Source organism: Inquilinus sp. CA228, from assembly GCF_052078665.1.
Taxonomy (GTDB): Bacteria; Pseudomonadota; Alphaproteobacteria; order DSM-16000; family Inquilinaceae; genus Inquilinus.
The window spans coordinates 22,398-41,002 of sequence record NZ_JBQJIK010000002.1; the positions used below are offsets into that span (position 1 = coordinate 22,398).

Consider the following 18,605-nt stretch of genomic DNA (forward strand, 5'->3'; position numbering starts at 1 on the left):
ATACTCCGGCAGGCCGGTGGTGACCAGGGGACAGGCACGATCCGGCGATGTGATCAAGGCGTGGGCAGGAGGCCCCGAGGACGGGCGTCCTCCGCGGACGCTCTCACCGGTCTCCGGAGCGGGCGGCGAAAGCCCGGGCGCCCGGCAGCGACAGGCTCTCCATGTCCCGGCCGGGCAGGTCGGGGAATTCCGCCGCGGCCAGCCGGGTCAGGACAGTGCCGGGCGGCATCTCCAGGAAGGCCGCGGCGCCGTGCTCTGCCATCAGGGTGACGCTGTCGGACCAGCGCACCGGATGGGCCAGGTTGGTCGCCAGCTCCTCCCGCACCGCGGCGGCGTCGCGCAGAACCCGGGCCCGCCGGTTGCCGACCATGGCAATGCACGGCGCCGTCACCGGTGCCGACTCGACCGCTGCCGTCAGGGCCGCCGCGGCCCCGTCCATCAGTGGGCAGTGCGACGGCACGGCCACGGCCAGCCGCTCCGCCCGCCGCGCGCCGGCCTGCTGCGCGGCCTCGATCGCGCGGTCCAGCGCGGCGTTGGCGCCGCTCAGCACGAACTCCGCCGGCCCGTTGAGATTGGCGAGGTAGAGGGGTGCGGCCGCGTCGTGGATGGTGCCGATGATCGCCTCGACCCGGCGCTGCGGCAGACCGGTCACCGCGAGCATGCCGAATCCGGCCGGGCAAGCCTGCTCCATCAGCCGCGCCCGGCGGTCGACCAGGCGCAGCGCGTCGGGGAAGGCGAGGGCGCCGGCCGTCACCGCGGCGGCGAAGGACCCGACCGACAGGCCCGCGACCATGGCCGGAACGACGCCCTCCGCCGCCAGCGCCCGCGCCGTGGCGACGCCGGCGACGAGCAGTCCGAGCTGCACCGCCACCGTCGATCGCAGGGCGGCGTCGCTGTCCAGTTCCAGGACCTCCCGCCCGAGCACGGCCGTGGCCTCCGCCAGCGTCGCCGCGACGGCCGGATGGTCCGGCAGCCGGTGCAGGAAGCCGGGGCTCTGCGCCCCCTGGCCGGGGAACAGGAAGGCGATGCTCATGCAACCGGCTCGGCCCAGGGATCGCGGACCAGCCGCGGCCCGGTCGGGGTCTTGACCACAACGGTGCCGCCGGCGGCGATCTCGGCCAGGCTGCAGGCGCCGAGCGGTGTCTCCACCGCGACGTCGATGCGGACCGGCAGTGCCGCCAGAGCGGCCAGGAGGCGGCCGGCCGCGTCGGGCCCAATCCGACCCGGGGCACGCAGGACGATGTCGAGATCGCTATCGGGGTTTGCCGTGGAGCGGCCGGTAGCGAGCTCGAAGCCGACGCTGCCGGCCGGCCCCCAATCCGATCGTGAGAACAGGGCAGCGACGGCGTCGAGCCCGGTCAGGGCCGGGATTTCAGCCCGGCGCGGATGCTTCTCCCAGGCTCGGGCAGCGGCCAGATCCTCAGGTGTGCGGCACTCGACGACTGCGCCCGGCGGTAGCCAGGCGGCACACCGTTCGGAGCGGCCCGACCCGCGGATGCCAATCGGCAGCAGGCCGCCGAAGGGCAGCGCCCGGCGCACCACCACCCACGGTGCCGCCGCCAGCGACGACGCTGCCCAGCCGGGCAGATCCTTCGTGAACTCCGCGATGGCAGTGACATCGATCCGCAGCAGGTCGTGTGGGACCGTGACGAACCGTTCGCGTTGCCTCTCTCGCTGTGGCTTTTCATCCTCCCCCTCCCCCCGCGGGAGGGGGTAGGGGGAGGGGGTGTCGACGGCGAGAACCGGCTCGGGATCACTCAGGAAATCTGCGAGGTCGTGCCGACGCTCACCATCAATTCCCGCGGCGCCAAACCCCTCCCCCTTCCCCCCTCCCGCAAGGGGAGGGGGAGGGTAAGAGAGATCGATCGGCCCAAAGGCCGACACGACGGGGAGCCCGCCGCTCATCTCACTCGGCGTCCCATTGCTCGGCCAGCCGCCGGCGGACCTCGATCGAGGCGGGCCGGCCCTGCTGGGCCGCCGGGGAGGTCAGGCGAGAGGACAGGTCGCGGGAGCCACCGGCCCGGATATCGGCCACCGCCGCCGCCAGCTCGGCCCGCACCCGCTCGACATCCGCGGCGCCCGGGGCATCGGCCGACACGCCCTCGATCAGCCCATGCAGCAGGCCGAGCCCGGCATAGGCGCGGATGCCATAGGCCATCGGCGGGATCTGCTCGCCCAGCCGGTCGAGCTCGGCGACCGTGCGGCGGGTGACGCGCGCCGCGGCCTCGCGGCCCATGGCGTGCACCAGCACGCCGTCATCGGCCAGGGCCAGAATCCGGTTGGCCTGGTAGCCATGGGCCAGGAAGGCGCCGGACATCGCCTTGCCGACCAGGAGCGCCACCACCGGATGGCCGGCCAGCCGGGCCGCGGCATAGGCGTCGGCCGCCGCGGCGCAGGCCAGGTGGATGCCCAGCATCTCCTCCTGCCGTCCATAGGCTTGGCTGGTGACGTCGACCACCGCGACGATCGGGCGGCGGAGGGTCCCGTCCCGGTCGGCGTCGATGACCTCGCGCACCGCCGCCGCCAGGCCCCAGCCCTCGTCCAGCCCGACCTCGCCGTGCCGGGCCCGCGGGAAGCGGTTGGCCGGATCGGGCACCACCGCGATGAAGCGCGCCGCCTCGCCGCCCAGCGGTGCGTCGGCGGACAGCACGGTCGAGGTGCCGTCGACGGCCATTCCCGTTCCGGCCAGGGCCGAGAGCCAGATCCGGCCCCGGCCGTCGGATGACATGCTGCTCATGACACGCTCTCCTCGCCCCACAATTCCCGCAGCCTCTCCGGCGTCGGCGGCGCGGCCGGGTCGATCGCCGCCAGCCGCGCCCGGTACAGCTCGACTGCAGCGCTGCGGTGCTGCCGCGGCAGGCCGGCGGCGAAGGCCGCGCGCACCGCGTCGGCGATCGCCCCGGCATCGTCCGCGACCAGCGCGTCGACGAAGCCGGCGGCCCGGCGCTGCTCGCCGCCGATCAGGCTCCAGATCAGCTTGCGGTCGGAGGAGTCCAGCTCCTCGATCCCCGCCTCCTGCTCGATCACCTCCGGCCCGTTCATGCCGAGCCGGGCCTGCCGGGTGACGATCAGCGTGCTGCACAGCGTCGCGGCCAGCGACATGCCGCCGAAGCAGCCGACCATGCCGGAGATCACCCCGACCACCGGCACGCGCGGCCGCAGCGCCAGGATTCCGGCCTGGATCTCGGCGATGGCGGCGAGGCCCAGATTGGCCTCCTGCAGCCGCACGCCGCCGGTCTCGAACAGGATCACCGGCCGGGTCGGGATGCCGCGCTCATGGTCGGCCAGCGCGCGCTCCAGCGCGCCGGCGATCTTGGCGCCGGCGACCTCGCCCATGCTGCCGCCCTGATAGGCGCTCTCGATCGCGGCGACGACCGCGGGCCGGCCGTCGATGCGGCCGCGGGCCAGCACCACCCCGTCGTCGGATTGGGCGACGATGCCCTGCAGCGGCAGCCAGGGCGAGACCAGGCGATCGAACGGCCCGAGGATCTCGCGGAAGCTGCCGTCATCCAGCAGCGCGCGGGCCCGGTCGCGGGCGGTCAGCTCGATGAAGCTGTTGCGGGTTGCGATGGCGTTCATGACCTGGTGGCCTCCACCGCCTGCTCCAGGCGCAGCGCCACCATGCCGGGCGTGGCGCCGAAATCGTTGATCTCGACCGCGGCGGCGACGCCGTGGCGGGCGATGAACCGGTCCAGCACCGCCCGCCACACCGCGCCGTAGCCGTCGACGCTGGTGGTGACGCGGATATGGGCCTGGCCGTCCGGCGAGGGCTCGATCAGCACCTCGAGATTGCCGGAGCCGACGACGCCGACATGGGCGCGCTGCGGCACGGTCTCGGTGGCGGGGTAGTCGAAGCTCAGGCGTTCCATGGGGCGAAGCTCCGGTCGATGCGGTCGAGGAACAGGGTGGCGGCCAGCAGGTCCGCCGAGCCGCCGGGCGACACCCAGCGGGACAGGAGGTCGGCGTCGAGCGCCAGCAGCGCCGCGTGGCCGGCCGGGGTGGCGGTGCCGCCGGCGGCGAGCACGGCGCGGGCGCCGGACTGCGCCGCCGCCAGCGCCGGGCGGCCGCCGCGATGCAGCAGGCAGGTGTCGTCGAGCGACGCTATGACCGCCAGCAGCGCGTCCAGCCGCGCCTCGGTCTCATTGGCCCCGGCGGCGCGGCTGGCCCGCAGGGCGGGCAGGGCGATCGCCACGACATGCGGGAAGCCGGCCTGGGCCTCGCCGCGGGCGCCTACCGCGCCATGCGCCTGCCGCACCCGCTCGCCGTTGCTCGATGCCTGTGGCGCGAAGCGGTCGGGCCAGCGCGCGATCTCGGCGGCCGTGCCGGCGATGTGGCGGGAGCCGGCCGGGCCGACGATCACCGTCCCGGCCAGCAGCAGACCCAGCGCCCAGATCGCGCCGCGATGGGCGTTGCTGCCGCCGGTCGCCGCCATCATGTGGATCTCCCCGACCCGGCCGATCGCGGCCAGCTCCTCGCGCAGTGCCCGGTCCGGTGCGCGGCCCTGGGCGGCTTCGGCCATGGTGCGAAAGGCTGGCCGCAGTGATCGGGCGCTGCGGCGCAGCGTCTCCAGATCGAGGTCGCGATGTGCGCCGGGGCCGCGCCGGTCGACCAGCCCGGGCTTCGGGGTCAGCTCCGCCTCCTCGACCAGCGCCCAGGCGGCGAGATCGGCGAGCGCGTCGGGATCAGCCGAGACGGCGGGATCGAGGGTAAGGGGAAGGGTGATGCCCATGGCCGGTCACCAACTGCGGAACCGGGCGGGGGGCCGGTACAGCCCGCCGGACCAGTCCACCAGGTCGTCGATCGAGCGGGCTGCCAGCAGCGAGCGGTTGGCCTGCAGCCGGCTGACGCCGATGTCCTCGGGATAGGCGACGATGCCGCGGGCCCGCAGCCCGGCGGTCCGCTTCGCCTCCGCCCGTCGGCCGATCCCGGTGGCGCCGGCCACCGCGGCGATGGCGGCGCGCCGCTCCTCGCCGCCCTCGGCCTTGTAGAGATAGGCGATGCCTTCCTCGGTCACGACATGGGAGACGTCGTCGCCATAAATCATCACCGGCGCGATCGGCATGCCGCTGTTGCGGCCGACCTCGACCGCGTCGAGCGTCTCGACGAAGGCCGGCACGCCGCCCGCCTTGAAGGTCTCGACCGTCTGCACCACCAGCTTGCGGCCGCGGGCGACCGGCGCCTTGGAGGTCATCAGGCTGAGCCAGGCGGCGCTGGCGTGGCGGCGGCCGCGCGGGTCGTGGCCCATGTTCGGCGCGCCGCCGAATCCGGCCAGCCGCCCCAGCGTGACGGTGGAGGAGTTGCCGTCCGCGTCCATCTGCAGGGTCGAGCCGATGAACAGGTCGACGCCGTATTGCCCGGCCAGCTGGCAGAACACGCGGTTCGACCGCAGGCTGCCGTCGCGGCCGACGAAGAAGATGTCCGGCCGGGCCCGGATATAGTCCTCCATCCCGACCTCGCTGCCGAAGCAGTGGACGCTCTCGACCCAGCCGCTCTCGATCGCCGGGATCAGCGTCGGATGCGGGTTCAGCGCCCAGTTGCGGCAGATCTTGCCCTTCAGCCCCAGGCTCTCGCCATAGGTCGGCAGCAGCAGCTCCACCGCCGCGGTGTCGAAGCCGATGCCGTGGTTCAGGGAGGTGACGCCGTGCCGCTCGTAGATCCCGCGGATGATCATCATCCCCATCAGGATCTGCAGCTCGCCGATGTGGCGCGGGTCGCGGGTGAACAGCGGCTCGACCGCGAAGGGCCGGTCGGCCTCGACCACGAAATCGACCCAGGAGGCCGGGATGTCGACCCGCGGCAGCTCGTCGACGATCTCGTTGACCTGGGCCACCACCACGCCGTGGCGGAAGGCGGTGGCCTCGACGATGGTCGGCGTGTCCTCGGTGTTGGCGCCGGTGTAGAGGTTGCCGTGCCGGTCCGCCTGCTCGGCGCAGACCAGCGCCACCTGCGGCGTCAAGTCGACGAACATCCGGGCGTAGAGCTCGACATAGGTGTAGATGGCGCCGATCTCGAGCTTGCCGTCCTCCAGCAGCTGCGCCACGCGCAGGCTCTGCGGCCCGGCGAAGGAGAAGTCGACCTTGCGGGCGATGCCGCGCTCGAACAGGTCGAGATGCTCCGGCCGGCCGAGGGTCGAGATCAGCAGGTGCAGGTCGTGGACCTTGGCGGGATCGAGCGCAGCCAAAGCGCGGGACAGGAAGTCCGCCTGCTTCTGGTTGTCGCCTTCCAGCGCGACGCGGTCGCCCGGCTCGATCAGCGCGGTGAGCGCGTCGCCGATCCGCTCCGGCTTCAGCACCGGGCCGTCGGCGAAGGCGGCGGCCCGCTCCAGGCGCCTCTGCTTGCGCGAGGCCAGGGTCGACCAGGTCCGTGCGGCTTCCATCAGGTCTCTCCGCAGGTGGTGTATACAGATACCGTTTCCGCCATCGAATATGAATACGGAGATTGCATGTGGCAAGATGTTGGAATACGCTCGTGCCATTAAATCCAATTAACGTGCACGGGAGGCTCGCTCCTTGGCCCCTCAGGATACGCCGATCGACGATCGCGCCTCGCTGTCGGAGCGGATCCGCCTGGCGCTGACCGACGAGATCTCCACCGGCCGCCTGCCGCCCGGCACGGTGCTGGACGAGGCGCAGCTGGCCGAGACCTACGGCGCCTCCCGCACGCCGGTCCGCGACGCGGTGCGCCATCTGGCGGCGGCGGGGCTGGTCGAGATCCGGCCGCGCCGCGGCATCGTCGTGCTGCCGATGACGATCGAGACCCTGTCCGAGATGTTCGAGGTCACGGCCGAGATCGAGGCGATGTGCGCGCGGATGGCGACCAACCGGATGACGGCGCTGGAGCGCGGCGGGCTGATCGAGCTGCACGAGGCGTCGGAGGGGTTGCTGCAGTCCGGCGATATCGCCGGCTACGACGCCTTCAACCTGGCCTTCCATGAAGGCATCTACCGGGCCACCCACAATGCTTTCCTGGTCGAGCACGCGCTGCAGCTGCGCGCCCGGCTGCTGCCGTTCCGGCGGACCCAGCTGCGCTATCCCAACCGCCTGGTCCAGTCGCGCGACGAGCACGGCCGAATCCTGCGGGCGATGACCCGCGGCGACCCGGACGAGGCGGCCTTCGCCATGCGCGAGCACATGCTGAACGCCGGCAGCGCCCTGGCGCGCTTCCTGACATTGGAGCCGGACCGGCCGGGCTGACGTCCGGGGGACTTGAGCACGGTTACCGCAAAACCAGAACGACGGGAGAGGAAACGTGTCTGCGCAGATCGCATCCATCATCGGGCTGGTGGTGATGTTCGTCATCGCCACCGCCCTGCCGATCAACATGGGCGCCCTCGGCTTCGCGGCGGCCTTCCTGGTCGGCGGCGCCTTCGTCGACATGTCGGCCACGCAGATCCTGGCCGGCTTCCCGGGCGACCTGTTCGTCACCCTGGTCGGCATCACCTATCTCTTCGCCATCGCCCAGAACAACGGCACGGTCGACTGGCTGGTGCACTATGCGGTGCGCCTGGTCGGCGGCCGCATCTCGGTGATCCCCTGGGTGATGTTCGGGGTGACGGCCGTGCTGACCGCCATCGGCGCGGTCAGCCCCGGCGCGGTCGCCATCATCGCGCCGATCGCGCTGCGCTTCGCCGCCCGCTACAAGATCAACCCGTTGCTGATGGGGCTGATGGTGGTGCACGGCGCCCAGGGCGGCGGCTTCTCCCCGATCAGCATCTATGGCGGCATCACCAACCAGGTGGTGCAGCGCGCCGGGCTGCCGGGCGACGAGATTGTGCTGTTCCTGTCCAGCCTGGCCTTCAACGCCGCGGTGGCGCTGGTGATCTTCTTCGTGTTCGGCGGCCACCGGCTGCCGATGCGGCGCCCGGCCGAGGATATCGAGGGCCTGGTCGACGCGGTGCCGGCCGGCGCCTCGGTTTCGGTCCGCGGCCATGGCGGCACGCCGGCGCGGCCGGTGGCGCCGCGGCCGGATGCCGTGCATCGCGAGGGCGAGGACCATCACGTCGCGCTCGACCGCGAGCAGGCGCTGACCCTGGCCGGGCTGGTGGTGCTGGCCGTCGCCGCGCTGGCCTTCAACCTGAATGTCGGGCTGGTGGCGATGAGCGTCGCCGTGGTCCTGGCCCTGCTGTGCCCGCGCGGGCAGAAGGGCGCGGTCGACAAGATCAGCTGGTCGACCGTGCTGCTGATCGGCGGCGTCATCACCTATATCGGCGTGCTGCAGAAGGCCGGCGCGGTCGACTATGTCGGCGGCGGCGTCTCGACCATGGCGGCGCCGCTGCTGGGCGCGCTGCTGCTGTGCTACGTCGCCGGCGTGGTCTCGGCCTTCGCCTCCTCGGTCGGTGTGCTGGGCGCCACCATCCCGCTCGCCGTGCCGCTCTTGATGCAGGGCCATCTCGGCGTGCCCGGCATGGTGGCGGCGATCGCGATCTCGACCACCATCGTCGATGTCAGCCCGTTCTCGACCAACGGCGCGCTGGTGGTGGCCAATGCGCATGGCATCGACCGCGACGCCTTCTTCCGGCAGATGCTGATCTACAGCGGGATCGTCGTGGTGGTCGGGCCACTCCTGGCCTGGCTGGTGCTGGTGGTGCCGGGGCTGCTGTAGCCCTTGACCCTCGATGATGGTTCTGCCGTCACCCCGCCCGAACCAGGCAGGCGGCCTCGGTGCCGCCATCGGCCGGGCGCAGCGCCGGGCGGATGGCGGCGCAATCCTCCACCCGGATCGGGCAGCGGCTGACGAAGGGGCAGCCGGCCGGCATCGCCAGCGGGCTCGGCAGGTCGCCGGACAGGATGATCTTGCGGCGTTGCCGCTGCGCCCGCGGGTCGGGCAGCGGAATCGCCGACAGCAGGGCCTCGGTGTAGGGGTGGCGCGGCGCGGCGAACACCGCGTCGGTGTCGCCCTGCTCGACGATGGTGCCGAGATACATCACCGCCACCCGGTCGGCGATGTGGCGCACCACCGACAGGTCGTGGCTGATGAACAGATAGGCCAGGCCCAACTGGTCCTGCAGCCGCACCAGCAGGTTCAGAATCTGCGAGCGGATCGAGACGTCGAGTGCCGAGACCGGCTCGTCGCAAACCAGCAGCTTCGGCGACAGCGCCAGGGCGCGGGCGATCACCACCCGCTGACGCTGCCCGCCCGACAGCTCGTTGGGATAACGCTGGGCATAGCTGGCCGGCAGGCCGACCAGGTCCAGCAGCTCCGCCACGCGCCGACGGCGCTCCGCACCGGGTGTGCCGCGGATCGCCAGCGGCTCGGCGATGCTGGCATCGATCCGCATCTTCGGGTCCAGCGCGGCGCTGGGGTCCTGGAACACGATCTGCATGGCGCCGGCCAAGGCGCGGCGCTCGGCCGGGGCGGCGTGGGTGACGTCGCGGCCCTCGAAGGCGACGGTGCCGCGCGTCGCCCGCTCCAGCCCCAGGATGGCGTAGCCGGTGGTCGACTTGCCGCAGCCGCTCTCGCCGACCAACGCCAGGGTGCGGCCGGCCGCGAGCTCCAGCGAGATGCCGTCCACCGCCTTGACCACGGCGCCCTTGGCGGCGCCGCGGACCGGGAAGTGCACCGCCAGGTCGCGGACCGAGAGCAGGGTCATGCCAGCGTCCCCACGCGGTCGCCGTGCCAGCAGGCGGCGAGGTGGCCGGAGTCGCCCTGCGCCGGCTCCAGCGGCGGCGCCTCGGCGCAGCGCTCATCGGCCAGCGGGCAGCGGGTGCGGAAGCGGCAGCCCTGCGGCCAGCTCGCCGCGTCCGGCACCGCGCCGGCGATGGTCTTCAGCTCCTCTCGGCGCGGGCCGTCCAGCCGCGGCACGGTCGCCAGCAGCAGCCTGGTGTAGGGATGGGCCGGGGCGTCGAAGATGGCGTCGACCGGCCCGCTCTCGACCACCGTGCCGCCATACATCACCGCCACGCGGTCGGCCATGTCCGCGACCACGCCCATGTCGTGGGTGATCAGCAGGATGGCGCTGCCGGCCTCGGCCCGGAGCGACTTCAGCAGGTCCAGGATCTGGGCCTGGATGGTGACGTCCAGCGCCGTGGTCGGCTCGTCGGCGATCAGGATCTCCGGCCGGCAGATCAGGGCCGACGCGATCATCACCCGCTGGCACATGCCGCCCGACAGCTCGAACGGGAACTGCCCGGCCCGCCGCTCCGGATCGGCGATGCCGACCCGGGCCAGCATGGCCACGGCCTCGGCCCGGGCGGCGGCGGCCGAGGCGCCGCGATGCAGCCGCAGGCTCTCCGCCACCTGGTCGCCGACCCGGACCAGCGGGTTCAGCGACGCCACCGGCTCCTGGAAGATCACCGACACGCGGTTGCCGCGCAGGTCGCGCAGAGAAGCCTCGTCCAATGCCAGCAGATCGATACCCTCCATGGCGATCGCGCCGCCGGCGACGCGCGCGGCGGCCGGCAGCAGGCGCAGCACCGACAGGGCGGTCAGGCTCTTGCCGCAGCCGCTTTCGCCGACCAGGGCCAGCACCTCGCCGCGGCCGATCGACAGCGACACCCCGTCGACCACGGACCGGCCGCCGATCGCGACCCGCAGCCCGTCGATGGCGAGCAGGGGAGTCTCAGGCGGCATCGGCCGGTCCTCCGACCGCGACTCCGGACCAGGGGCTGGTCGGATGCGCCATGCCGATGGTCTCGCCGGTCGCGGGATCGCGGAGCGCGGCCGAGGGGACGGCGAAGTTCACCGGATACAGCGTGTCCTCGACGATCTGCACCGGGAAGTCGCGGGCCACGGCGGCGGCGACGTCGGGGGCTGCGGCCGCGTTCACCTTGATGGTCGGGGTGCTGGCATCGACCCGCGGTGCGTGGAAGGCGTCCTCCAGCGACATGCCGTAATCGACCAGATAGGAGATCAGCTGCAGCAGGGCCGGGAAGATCGACCGGCCGCCGGCGGCGCCGATCGCCAGTTCCGGCCGGCCATCGCGGCCCAGGACCAGCGGGCACATATTGGCCAGCGGCGCGGCGCCCCCGGCCATCGAATTCGGCTGGCCCAGCCGCGGGTCGAACCACATCATGCCGTTGTTCAGCAGCATCCCGGCCCGCGGCAGCACCACCTTGGAGCCGAAGCGGGACAGCAGGGTGTTGGTCAGCGAGACCATGTTGCCCCGCGCGTCGACCACGCTGACATGGCTGGTGCAGCCGGGATCGCGGGAGAGGCTCGCATGGCCCATGCCGGTCAGGCGGCGGCGATAGGCCTCCCGCGCCGCCCGGGCATAGGCCAGCGCCGCCCGCGCGTCGGGCTTGTCGCCCCAGCCGGACCGCGGCGCCAGCAGGTCCAGCGCCTCCAGCAGGCTGGGGCCGCCGCTTAGCCCCGGCATGGCCCATACCTGCCAATCGCGATAGCGGCCGCACAGCGGCTCGGCCCAGCGCGGCCGGTAGGCGGCGAGGTCGGCGGCGGTGATGCGGGACCCGGCCGCGGCCAGGTCGGCCGCCAGGTCGCGCGCGGTCTCGCCTTCGTAGAAGTCGCGGGCGCCGGCCTGCGCCAGCCGCCGCAGCATCCGGGCCTTGGCCGGCATCGGGCGGTGCCGGCCCTCGGCCGCCTTCGGGGCCTCGCTGCCATCGAGCAGCAGTTCGGCCGTCGGGGCGAAGCGGGCCAGCGCATGGGCCTCGATCGAGATGCAGAAGGCGGCGTACCAGTCGATCTCCAGCCCGCGCTCGGCATGGTCGATGGCCGGCGCCAGCGCCTCGGCCCAGCCGATGCTGCCGAAGCGCTCCAGCGCCACGGCCAGGCCGGCGACGGCGCCGGGCACGCAGATTGAGGGGCCGCCGATCAGGTTGCGGTCCTCGACCACCGACGGCCACTGAAACCAGTTGCCGGTGTCCGCCTCGGCCAGCGGATAGTCGGCCGGGTCCAGCGCCGCGGGCGCCCGGACGTTGAAGTCCAGCGCCGAGACCGTGCCGCTCAAGCCATCGGCATGCAGCAGGAAGCCGCCGCCGCCCACGCCGGACAGCCAGGGCTCGACCACGCTCAGCACCAGCGCCGCCACCACCGCCGCATCCATGGCGTTGCCGCCCCTGGCCAGCACCGCCGCGCCGGCTTCCGCCGCACAGCGGTGCTGGGCGGCGACCAGGCCGTGGCGGCTGCGGATCTCGATCTTGCGCGACGCCAGGTTCATGCTTTGCGCCCGAAGCGGCGCGGCTCGACCGGGCCGGGGATGTCGGAGGCGGCGACGAAGCGCCCGGCATTGGCCGAGCCGGCGTGATACGCCGCGACCTCGCCGACCGTGGCGATCCAGACGCCGGGCGCGGCAGTGATCCGCTCCAGCAGGCGCTCCAGCAGCCGCAGCCGCTGGGCGCGGCCGGAGATCCAGTCGTGTACGGTCAGCATGAACAGGCCGTTCAGGCGCCGCAGCCCCTCCCACTCGTCCAGCCAGCCCTCCAGGATCGGCCCCGGCGCCTCGGGCGGCCACTGGTCGGTGCCGCCGCCGGAGAATTTGAAGAACACGGCGTCGTCGATCGCCCATTGCACCGGCACCTCGACCACGCCGTCGATCTCATAGGGGTGGTCGGCGCCCATCAGCGAGCTGTCCCAGAAGCCGTGCCGGCGAACCTCCGCCAGCATGTGCGGGGTCATCTCCCAGGCCGGGGAGCGGAAGCCCTTCGGCACCGCGCCGGTCTGGCGCCGGAACACCTCGATCGCGGCCTCCAGCGCGCCGGTGAACTCGGCATCGCTGCTCTGCGCCACGATCTCGTGGAAGAAGCCGTGCAGGCCGATCTCGTGGCCGCGCTCCAGGAAGGCCGGCAGCAGCTCGGGATTGGCCTCGGCCACGGCGCCGGGCACGAAGAAGCTGCCCTTGATGCCGAAGCGGTCGAGCAGGTCGAGCAGCCGCCAGATGCCCAGCCGCGGGCCGAAGCGGCGCTGCTCCAGCTGGCCCAGCGAGCGCGTCGCCTCCGGCGCCCGCTGCTGCCAGAGATAGGGCGAATCCGCGTCGACATCGACGGTGAAGCAGAAGGCGCTGTCGCGGCCTTGCGGCCATTGGTAGCGCGGCCAGGGCTGGACCATCGGGTTATCTCCTAGAGCGGCGACTTCTTGGCCTGGTAGACGGCCATCGACCCGATCGAGTTGCCGCCGTCGACGGTCAGCGTCGACCCGGTCATGTAGCCGGCCGCCTCGCTGGCCAGGAACAGCACGGCGTTGCCGACATCGGCGGCGGAGGATGGCCGGCCGAGCGGGATCGACCCGCTGGTCGCCTCGACATGCTCCTCGGTCAGCAGGCTGACCTTGCTGCCGGCGATGAAGCCGGGCTCGACCGCGTTGACCCGGATGCCGAACTCCGCCAGCTCCAGCGCGAAGCCCTTGGTCAGCCGGTCGAGCGCGGCCTTGGACACGCAGTAGGGCACCACGGTCCGCCGCATCTTGCGCGAGGCGCCGGAGGAGATGTTGATGATGCTGCCCCGGGCCTGGGCCGCGATCATCTGCCTGGCCAGGACGCGGGTCAGCAGGAAGGGCGCGCGCAGGTTGACGGCAAAGATCCGGTCCCATTCCTCGACATCGATGTCGAGCAGGAAGCCGCTGGGATAGACCCCGGCGTTGTTGACCAGGATGTCCGCCGTGCCCCAGCGCAGGGCGATCTCGGCGGCCAGGCCGTCGATCTCCGTGTCCTGGCGCAAATCGGCCGCATAAGCGAAGCGGTCGCCCTTGAGGTTCATGGCCAGGCGGTCGAGATCCGCCTCCGAGGTGTCGGTCAGGCACAGGCTGGCGCCGGCCTCGGCGAAGGCGGCGGCGATCCAGCTGCCGACCACGCCGCAGGCGCCGGTCACCACCACGCGCTTGCCGGCCAGATCGTTGGGGATGTTCATGTCCACCTCATCGGCTGTGGGGGTCGAGACGGTCGCGCAGCGCATCGCCGATCAGGTTGGCGGCGAGCACCAGCAGGAACAGGCAGAGTCCGGGAAACGTCGCGATCCACCAGGCGGTTGCGACGTAATTGCGCCCAGTCGACAGCATCGCACCCCAGCTGGCGGTGGGCGGCTGCACGCCGAGGCCCAGGAAGGACAGCCCGGCCTCGAACAGCACCATCAGCCCGAACTCCAGCGTCGCGACCACGGTCACGGCGCCCAGGATGTTCGGCAGGATGTGGCGGAACAGCACGCGCAGCGGCCCGGCGCCCATGAAGGCGGACAGCCGGACATAGGGCCGGCCGGCGATCGACAGCGTCTGGCCATAGGCGACGCGGGCGTAGCGCGGCCAGCGCGTCAGGGCCAGCACCAGGATGACGTTGAGCAGGCCGGGGCCGACCACGGCGACGGTGATGATGGCCAGCAGGATCGCCGGCACCGACAGGAACACGTCGACCACCCGCATCACCACCATCTCGACCGGCCCGCGCATATAGCCCGCGAGCATGCCGAGCACGGTGCCGACGATGCCGGAGATCAGCACCGACAGCACCGCGACCAGGAGCGAGATCCGGGCTCCCCAGACCAGGCGGCTCAGCAGGTCGCGGCCGAGCTCGTCGCTGCCCAGGAGGTAGTGCACGTTGCGGGCGACGGTGCCGGGCGGCTTGAGGCGGCCGAGCAGGTTCTGGGCGTTGGGGTCGTAGGGCGCGACCAGCGGCGCCAGCACCGCGGCCAGGGCGAACAGGGCCAGGATCGCGATGAAGGGTGCGGCGCGCCGCAGCGGCCGACGCGCCGCGGGGGCGGTGTCGACGGCGGCGCTCATCGTGCGTTCCCCAGCCGGATGCGCGGGTCGACGGCGCTGTACAGCAGGTCGGTCAGCAGGTTCAGCGCGACGGTGACGAAGGAGCCGAGCAGCACCACCCCCTGCACGATCGGGAAGTCGCGGGCCAGGATCGACTGCACCGTCAACTGCCCCAGCCCCGGCCAGGCGAACACCGTCTCGACGATCACCGCGCCGGCCAGCAGGTTCGAGATTTCCAACCCGGCGACGGTGATGATCGGGATCGAGGCGTTGCGGGCCAGGTGGCGCAGCAGCAGGCGCCCGGTGCCGGCGCCGCGGGCGCGGGCGGTGCGGACATAGTCCTTCGACAGCTCCTCCAGCAGCGCGGTCCGGGTGACCCGGGCGAAGATCGCCATGCTGAGCAGGCCGAGCGCCACCGACGGCATCACCAGATGGTCGATCCCGCCGGTGGAGGAGGGCGGCAGCCAGCCGAGCGTGACGGCGAAGACCAGGATCATCAGTATGCCGCTCCAGAAGGTCGGCATGCTCTGCGCCGCCAGCACCAGCCCGGCCAGCAGCCGGGCCACCCAGCGGTCACGCCCCAGCGCCAGCACCACCCCGACCGGGATGCCGAGGCCGCAGGCGACCAGCAGCGCCCCGGCCGCCAGCGCCAGGGTGTAGGGCAGGCGCGAGGCGATGATGTCCAGGACCGGCACGTTCTGCACCACCGATCGGCCGAGGTCGAAGCGCGCGATCTCACCCAGGAAGGACAGGTACTGCACCCACAGCGGCCGGTCGAAGCCGAGCGCATGGCGCAGCGCCGCGATATCCGCCTGGGTCGCGGTGTCCGGCACCAGCAGGTAGGTCGGGTCGCCGGTCAGGCGCTGCAGGAAGAAGATCAGCGTGGCGACGCCGAAAATCGTCAGCAGCGCCTGGCCCAGGCGGCGGAGCAGGAAGACGGTCATGCCGGGCGCCGACCCTCCCTCATTCCGACCAGGACATGCGGTTCAGGAACAGACTTTCGTTCGGCGTCGGGGTCCATTGCAGCGGCTTGGCGGCGCCGTAGATCGCCACCGTCTGGAACAGCGGCACCACCGGGTTCTCCTTGGCGATGAAGGTGCTGATCTTGCGGTAATCGGTCAGCCGCCGGTCGGTGTCCAGCGTCGCCCGGGCGTCTTCCAGCCAGGCGTCGAGCTCCTGGTTCTCGACGATGGTCCAGGGATTGCCGGAATGGAACAGCTGGTACAGCGCGCCGTCCGCGTCCTGGCAGGCGCAGGAGGACCGGCTGACGGCCAGGGCCGGGCCGCCCTGCGCGCCCTGCTGGATCTGCTTCAGGAAGGTCGGAGTGTCGACCAGGGCGATGCTGGCGTCGAAGCCGACATCCGCCAGCTCCTGCTGGATCGCCTGGACCACCCGCTGGTCGAAGAAGGCGCCGGTGGCGATCTCGACCTTCGGCGATCCGCCGACCTCGGCGACCAGGGCCTTGGCCTTGTCCGGGTCGTAGGGCAGGCCGGGGATGTCCTCGAACCAGCCGAAATGCGCCGGTGTCAGCATCTGTCCGATCGGCTTGTCCAGGCCGCCGAGGATGCCCTCGGTGATGCCCTCCTTGTCGACGGCATAGGCGACGGCCTGACGCAGCCGCTTGTCGTCGAAGGGCGGCTTGGTCGGGTTCAGGCGCAGATAGGCCAGGCGTTCGGTCAGGGTGTAGAGCCGCTTGCCCCGGCCCGAGGCCTCGAGCTGGCCGGCCAGGTCGGAATCGAGCGACACCGCCAGGTCGGCGCTGCCGGCCTCGACATCGGCCAGCCGGGTGGCGGCGTCTGGCACCGCCCGGAACACCGCGGTCGCGAACGGCCCCTTCTGGCCCCAATAGGCGTCGTTCCGGGTCAGGGTGACGGCGACGCCGCGCTGCCAGCCGTCGAACTTGTACGGCCCGCTGCCGACCGGGTGCAGGTTGAAGGCGTCGTTGCCCATCGCCTCGACCACGTGCTTGGGCACGATCGAGAGCTTCACCAGCTGCGCCAGCAGGGCCGGGTAGGGGCCGGCGAGGGTCAGCACGACGCTGTGCGGCCCCGTCGCCTCGGCCTTCACGATCTTGTCGAACTGCCCCTGCTGCGGGCTGGCGAATTTCGGATCGGTGATCCGGCCGACGCTGAAGGCGACATCCTCCGGCGTCAGCGTGCTGCCGTCATGAAAGGTGACGCCGTCGCGGATCTCGAACTCGACCTGGGTGTCGGACAGCACCTTCCAGGCCGTCGCGATCTGCGGGACGATCTCGCCCTTGTCGTCGCGGGTGAGCAGGTTGTCGAAGATGTTGCGGTAGACGTAGTAGCTGTCCGGATTCCACTGAAGCTGCGGGTCCAGCGTCGACGGTTCGTTGACCAGGTCGACCACGAGCCGGTCCTTGGCCTCCGCCGGGGCCGGGAGGGCCAGGGCGGAGGCGAGGGCCAGGGCCGCGCCCAGCAGGGCGGGCTTGAGCGCGTTCGCCATCGTCAGTCGTTCCAGGACATGCGGTTCAGGAACAGGCTTTCGTTCGGCGTCGGCTGCCAGTTCAGCCCCTTGGCCGCGCCGTAGATGATGGCCGCCTGGTACAGCGGCAGCGATGGCACCTCGGTGGCGACGATCTCGTTGACCTTGGCGTAGCGGTCGAGGCGGGTGGCGTCGTCCAGGGTCGAGCGCGCCTCGACCAGCAGCTTGTCGATTTCGGCGTTGCGGTAGTTCGACCAGCCGCTGCTGCTGTGCAGCAGGGGGAACAGCACGCCGTCAGCGTCCTGGCAGGCACAGGACCAGCGGCCGAAGGTGATGCTCGCACCCTCCTGCGGGTTGCCCTGCGACCGCTTCAAGTAGCTGGCCATGTCGCTCATCGAGATCTTCACGTCGAGGCCGACATCCGTCAGCTGCTGCTGCACTGCCTGGACGATGCGCTGGTCATAGACCGGGGCGGTGGCCAGCTCGGCCTCGACCTTCGCCGCCTCGCCGGCCTCGGCCACCAGCGCCTTGGCCTTCTCCGGATCATAGGGGAAGCCCTCGATCCCTTCGGTCCAGCCGACATGGGCGGGGGTCAGCAGCTCCGCCACCGGCTTGTCGTAGCCGCCCAGGATGCCTTCGGTCAGCCCCTGCTTGTCGATGGCATAGGCCACGGCCTGGCGCAGCTTGGGGTTGTCGAAGGGCGGCTTCAGCGGGTTCAGCCGCAGATAGGCGACGCGCTCGGTCAGCACCACCAGCGGCTTGATCTTGTCCGAGCCCTGGATCTGCGCCGCGAGGTCGCTGTCGAGGGTGACGACGAGGTCGGCGGTGCCGGCCTGCAGGTCGGCCACCCGCGTGGCGGCGTCTGGCACGGCGCGGAACACCGCGGTCTGGAACGGCCCCTTTGGCCCCCAATAGGCGTCGCTGCGGGTCAGGGTCACGGCCACGCCACGCTGCCAGCCCTCGAACTTGTACGGGCCGCTGCCGACCGGGGCCAGGTTGAAGGCGTCCTTGCCGACCGCCTCGACCACATGCTTCGGCAGGATCGACAGCTTCACCAGCTGGGCCAGAAGGGCGGGGTAGGGGCCGTCGGTCTTCAGCCGAACCGTGGTCGGGCCGGTCGCCTCGGCGCCGGTGATCTTGTTGAACTGGCCCAGCTGCGGGCTGGCGAATTTCGGGTCGGTGATGCGGCGGACGCTGTAGGCGACGTCCTCCGCCGTCAGCTTCTGGCCGTCATGGAAGGTGATGTCGTCGCGGATCTGGAACTCGATCTCGGTGTCCGAGAGGTATTTCCAGGAGGTCGCGACCTGGGGGACGATCTCGCCCTTGTCGTCGCGGGTGACCAGGTTGTCGAAGACGTTGCGGTAGACGAAGTAGCTGTCCGGGTTCCATTGCAGCTGCGGGTCCAGCGAGGACGGCTCGTTCACCAGGTCGACGACGAAGCGGTCCTTCGCCATCGCCGGCGCCGCCGCCAGGAGCGCAAGTCCCAAGGCCGCGCCGAGCCATCCGGTTCTGATCCGTGTCAT

At 71.8% G+C, this 18,605-nt stretch carries 18 protein-coding genes; 2 read left to right on the forward strand and 16 right to left on the reverse strand.

All coding sequences use genetic code 11. The features are described from left to right. Positions 1-103: 103 nt before the first annotated feature. From mdcH to mdcA, 7 genes are read right to left on the reverse strand one after another with little or no spacing between them, the layout of a single operon-like run. Positions 104-1,033, reverse strand: a complete 930-nt coding sequence (mdcH, locus tag ACTOWL_RS01095) for a malonate decarboxylase subunit epsilon (protein WP_441319334.1) — start codon at positions 1,031-1,033, stop codon at positions 104-106. Beyond that, on the reverse strand, positions 1,030-1,905 hold the full coding sequence (locus ACTOWL_RS01100) for a malonate decarboxylase holo-ACP synthase (protein ID WP_441319335.1): 876 nt from the start codon (positions 1,903-1,905) through the stop codon (positions 1,030-1,032). Before ACTOWL_RS01100 ends, mdcH begins: the two co-directional genes overlap by 4 nt. A gap of 1 nt (position 1,906) precedes the next feature. Continuing rightward, positions 1,907-2,737 carry a biotin-independent malonate decarboxylase subunit gamma gene (gene mdcE / locus ACTOWL_RS01105; RefSeq protein ID WP_441319336.1) on the reverse strand — a complete coding sequence of 277 codons (831 nt, stop codon included), beginning with the start codon at positions 2,735-2,737 and terminating at the stop codon, positions 1,907-1,909. Continuing rightward, entirely contained in the window at positions 2,734-3,579 is an 846-nt protein-coding gene (locus tag ACTOWL_RS01110) for a biotin-independent malonate decarboxylase subunit beta (protein WP_441319337.1), read from the reverse strand. The genes mdcE and ACTOWL_RS01110 overlap by 4 nt, the downstream gene beginning before the upstream one ends. After that, positions 3,576-3,869, reverse strand: coding sequence for a malonate decarboxylase subunit delta (locus ACTOWL_RS01115; protein WP_441319338.1), 294 nt, complete (start codon positions 3,867-3,869; stop codon positions 3,576-3,578). Before ACTOWL_RS01115 ends, ACTOWL_RS01110 begins: the two co-directional genes overlap by 4 nt. Next, positions 3,857-4,729: a triphosphoribosyl-dephospho-CoA synthase gene (locus ACTOWL_RS01120; protein WP_441319339.1), complete on the reverse strand. Its 873-nt coding sequence runs from the start codon at positions 4,727-4,729 to the stop codon at positions 3,857-3,859. The genes ACTOWL_RS01115 and ACTOWL_RS01120 overlap by 13 nt, the downstream gene beginning before the upstream one ends. A 6-nt stretch (positions 4,730-4,735) precedes the next feature. Continuing rightward, the gene (gene mdcA, locus ACTOWL_RS01125) at positions 4,736-6,376 is read right to left on the reverse strand and encodes a malonate decarboxylase subunit alpha (protein WP_441319340.1); all 1,641 of its coding nucleotides are present in this window, start codon (positions 6,374-6,376) and stop codon (positions 4,736-4,738) included. 133 nt (positions 6,377-6,509) lie between these two features. Here mdcA and ACTOWL_RS01130 point away from each other — a divergent pair, with 133 nt between their 5' ends. Both ACTOWL_RS01130 and ACTOWL_RS01135 read left to right on the forward strand, forming a co-directional pair. Further along, on the forward strand, positions 6,510-7,193 hold the full coding sequence (locus ACTOWL_RS01130) for a GntR family transcriptional regulator (protein ID WP_441319341.1): 684 nt from the start codon (positions 6,510-6,512) through the stop codon (positions 7,191-7,193). 55 nt (positions 7,194-7,248) lie between these two features. Further along, positions 7,249-8,601 (forward strand): SLC13 family permease, encoded by a 1,353-nt coding sequence (locus tag ACTOWL_RS01135; protein ID WP_441319342.1) that lies wholly within the window; start codon positions 7,249-7,251, stop codon positions 8,599-8,601. 28 nt (positions 8,602-8,629) lie between these two features. Here ACTOWL_RS01135 and ACTOWL_RS01140 read toward each other — a convergent pair whose 3' ends face one another. From ACTOWL_RS01140 to ACTOWL_RS01180, 9 genes are read right to left on the reverse strand one after another with little or no spacing between them, the layout of a single operon-like run. Continuing rightward, complete coding sequence (locus ACTOWL_RS01140; protein ID WP_441319343.1) at positions 8,630-9,589, reverse strand: ABC transporter ATP-binding protein; 960 nt, start codon at positions 9,587-9,589, stop codon at positions 8,630-8,632. Then, complete coding sequence (locus tag ACTOWL_RS01145; RefSeq protein ID WP_441319344.1) at positions 9,586-10,569, reverse strand: ABC transporter ATP-binding protein; 984 nt, start codon at positions 10,567-10,569, stop codon at positions 9,586-9,588. The genes ACTOWL_RS01140 and ACTOWL_RS01145 overlap by 4 nt, the downstream gene beginning before the upstream one ends. Next, positions 10,559-12,112: a gamma-glutamyltransferase gene (locus ACTOWL_RS01150; RefSeq protein WP_441319345.1), complete on the reverse strand. Its 1,554-nt coding sequence runs from the start codon at positions 12,110-12,112 to the stop codon at positions 10,559-10,561. Before ACTOWL_RS01150 ends, ACTOWL_RS01145 begins: the two co-directional genes overlap by 11 nt. Next, complete coding sequence (locus ACTOWL_RS01155; protein ID WP_441319346.1) at positions 12,109-12,999, reverse strand: polysaccharide deacetylase family protein; 891 nt, start codon at positions 12,997-12,999, stop codon at positions 12,109-12,111. Before ACTOWL_RS01155 ends, ACTOWL_RS01150 begins: the two co-directional genes overlap by 4 nt. Positions 13,000-13,010: 11 nt before the next feature. After that, the gene (locus ACTOWL_RS01160) at positions 13,011-13,796 is read right to left on the reverse strand and encodes an SDR family NAD(P)-dependent oxidoreductase (RefSeq protein WP_441319347.1); all 786 of its coding nucleotides are present in this window, start codon (positions 13,794-13,796) and stop codon (positions 13,011-13,013) included. 7 nt (positions 13,797-13,803) lie between these two features. Next, positions 13,804-14,658, reverse strand: a complete 855-nt coding sequence (locus tag ACTOWL_RS01165) for an ABC transporter permease (protein ID WP_441319348.1) — start codon at positions 14,656-14,658, stop codon at positions 13,804-13,806. Next, positions 14,655-15,581, reverse strand: a complete 927-nt coding sequence (locus ACTOWL_RS01170; RefSeq protein ID WP_441319349.1) for an ABC transporter permease — start codon at positions 15,579-15,581, stop codon at positions 14,655-14,657. Before ACTOWL_RS01170 ends, ACTOWL_RS01165 begins: the two co-directional genes overlap by 4 nt. A gap of 19 nt (positions 15,582-15,600) precedes the next feature. Continuing rightward, positions 15,601-17,103 carry an ABC transporter substrate-binding protein gene (locus ACTOWL_RS01175; protein WP_441319350.1) on the reverse strand — a complete coding sequence of 501 codons (1,503 nt, stop codon included), beginning with the start codon at positions 17,101-17,103 and terminating at the stop codon, positions 15,601-15,603. A 2-nt stretch (positions 17,104-17,105) separates the two neighbouring features. Continuing rightward, entirely contained in the window at positions 17,106-18,605 is a 1,500-nt protein-coding gene (locus ACTOWL_RS01180) for an ABC transporter substrate-binding protein (protein WP_441319351.1), read from the reverse strand.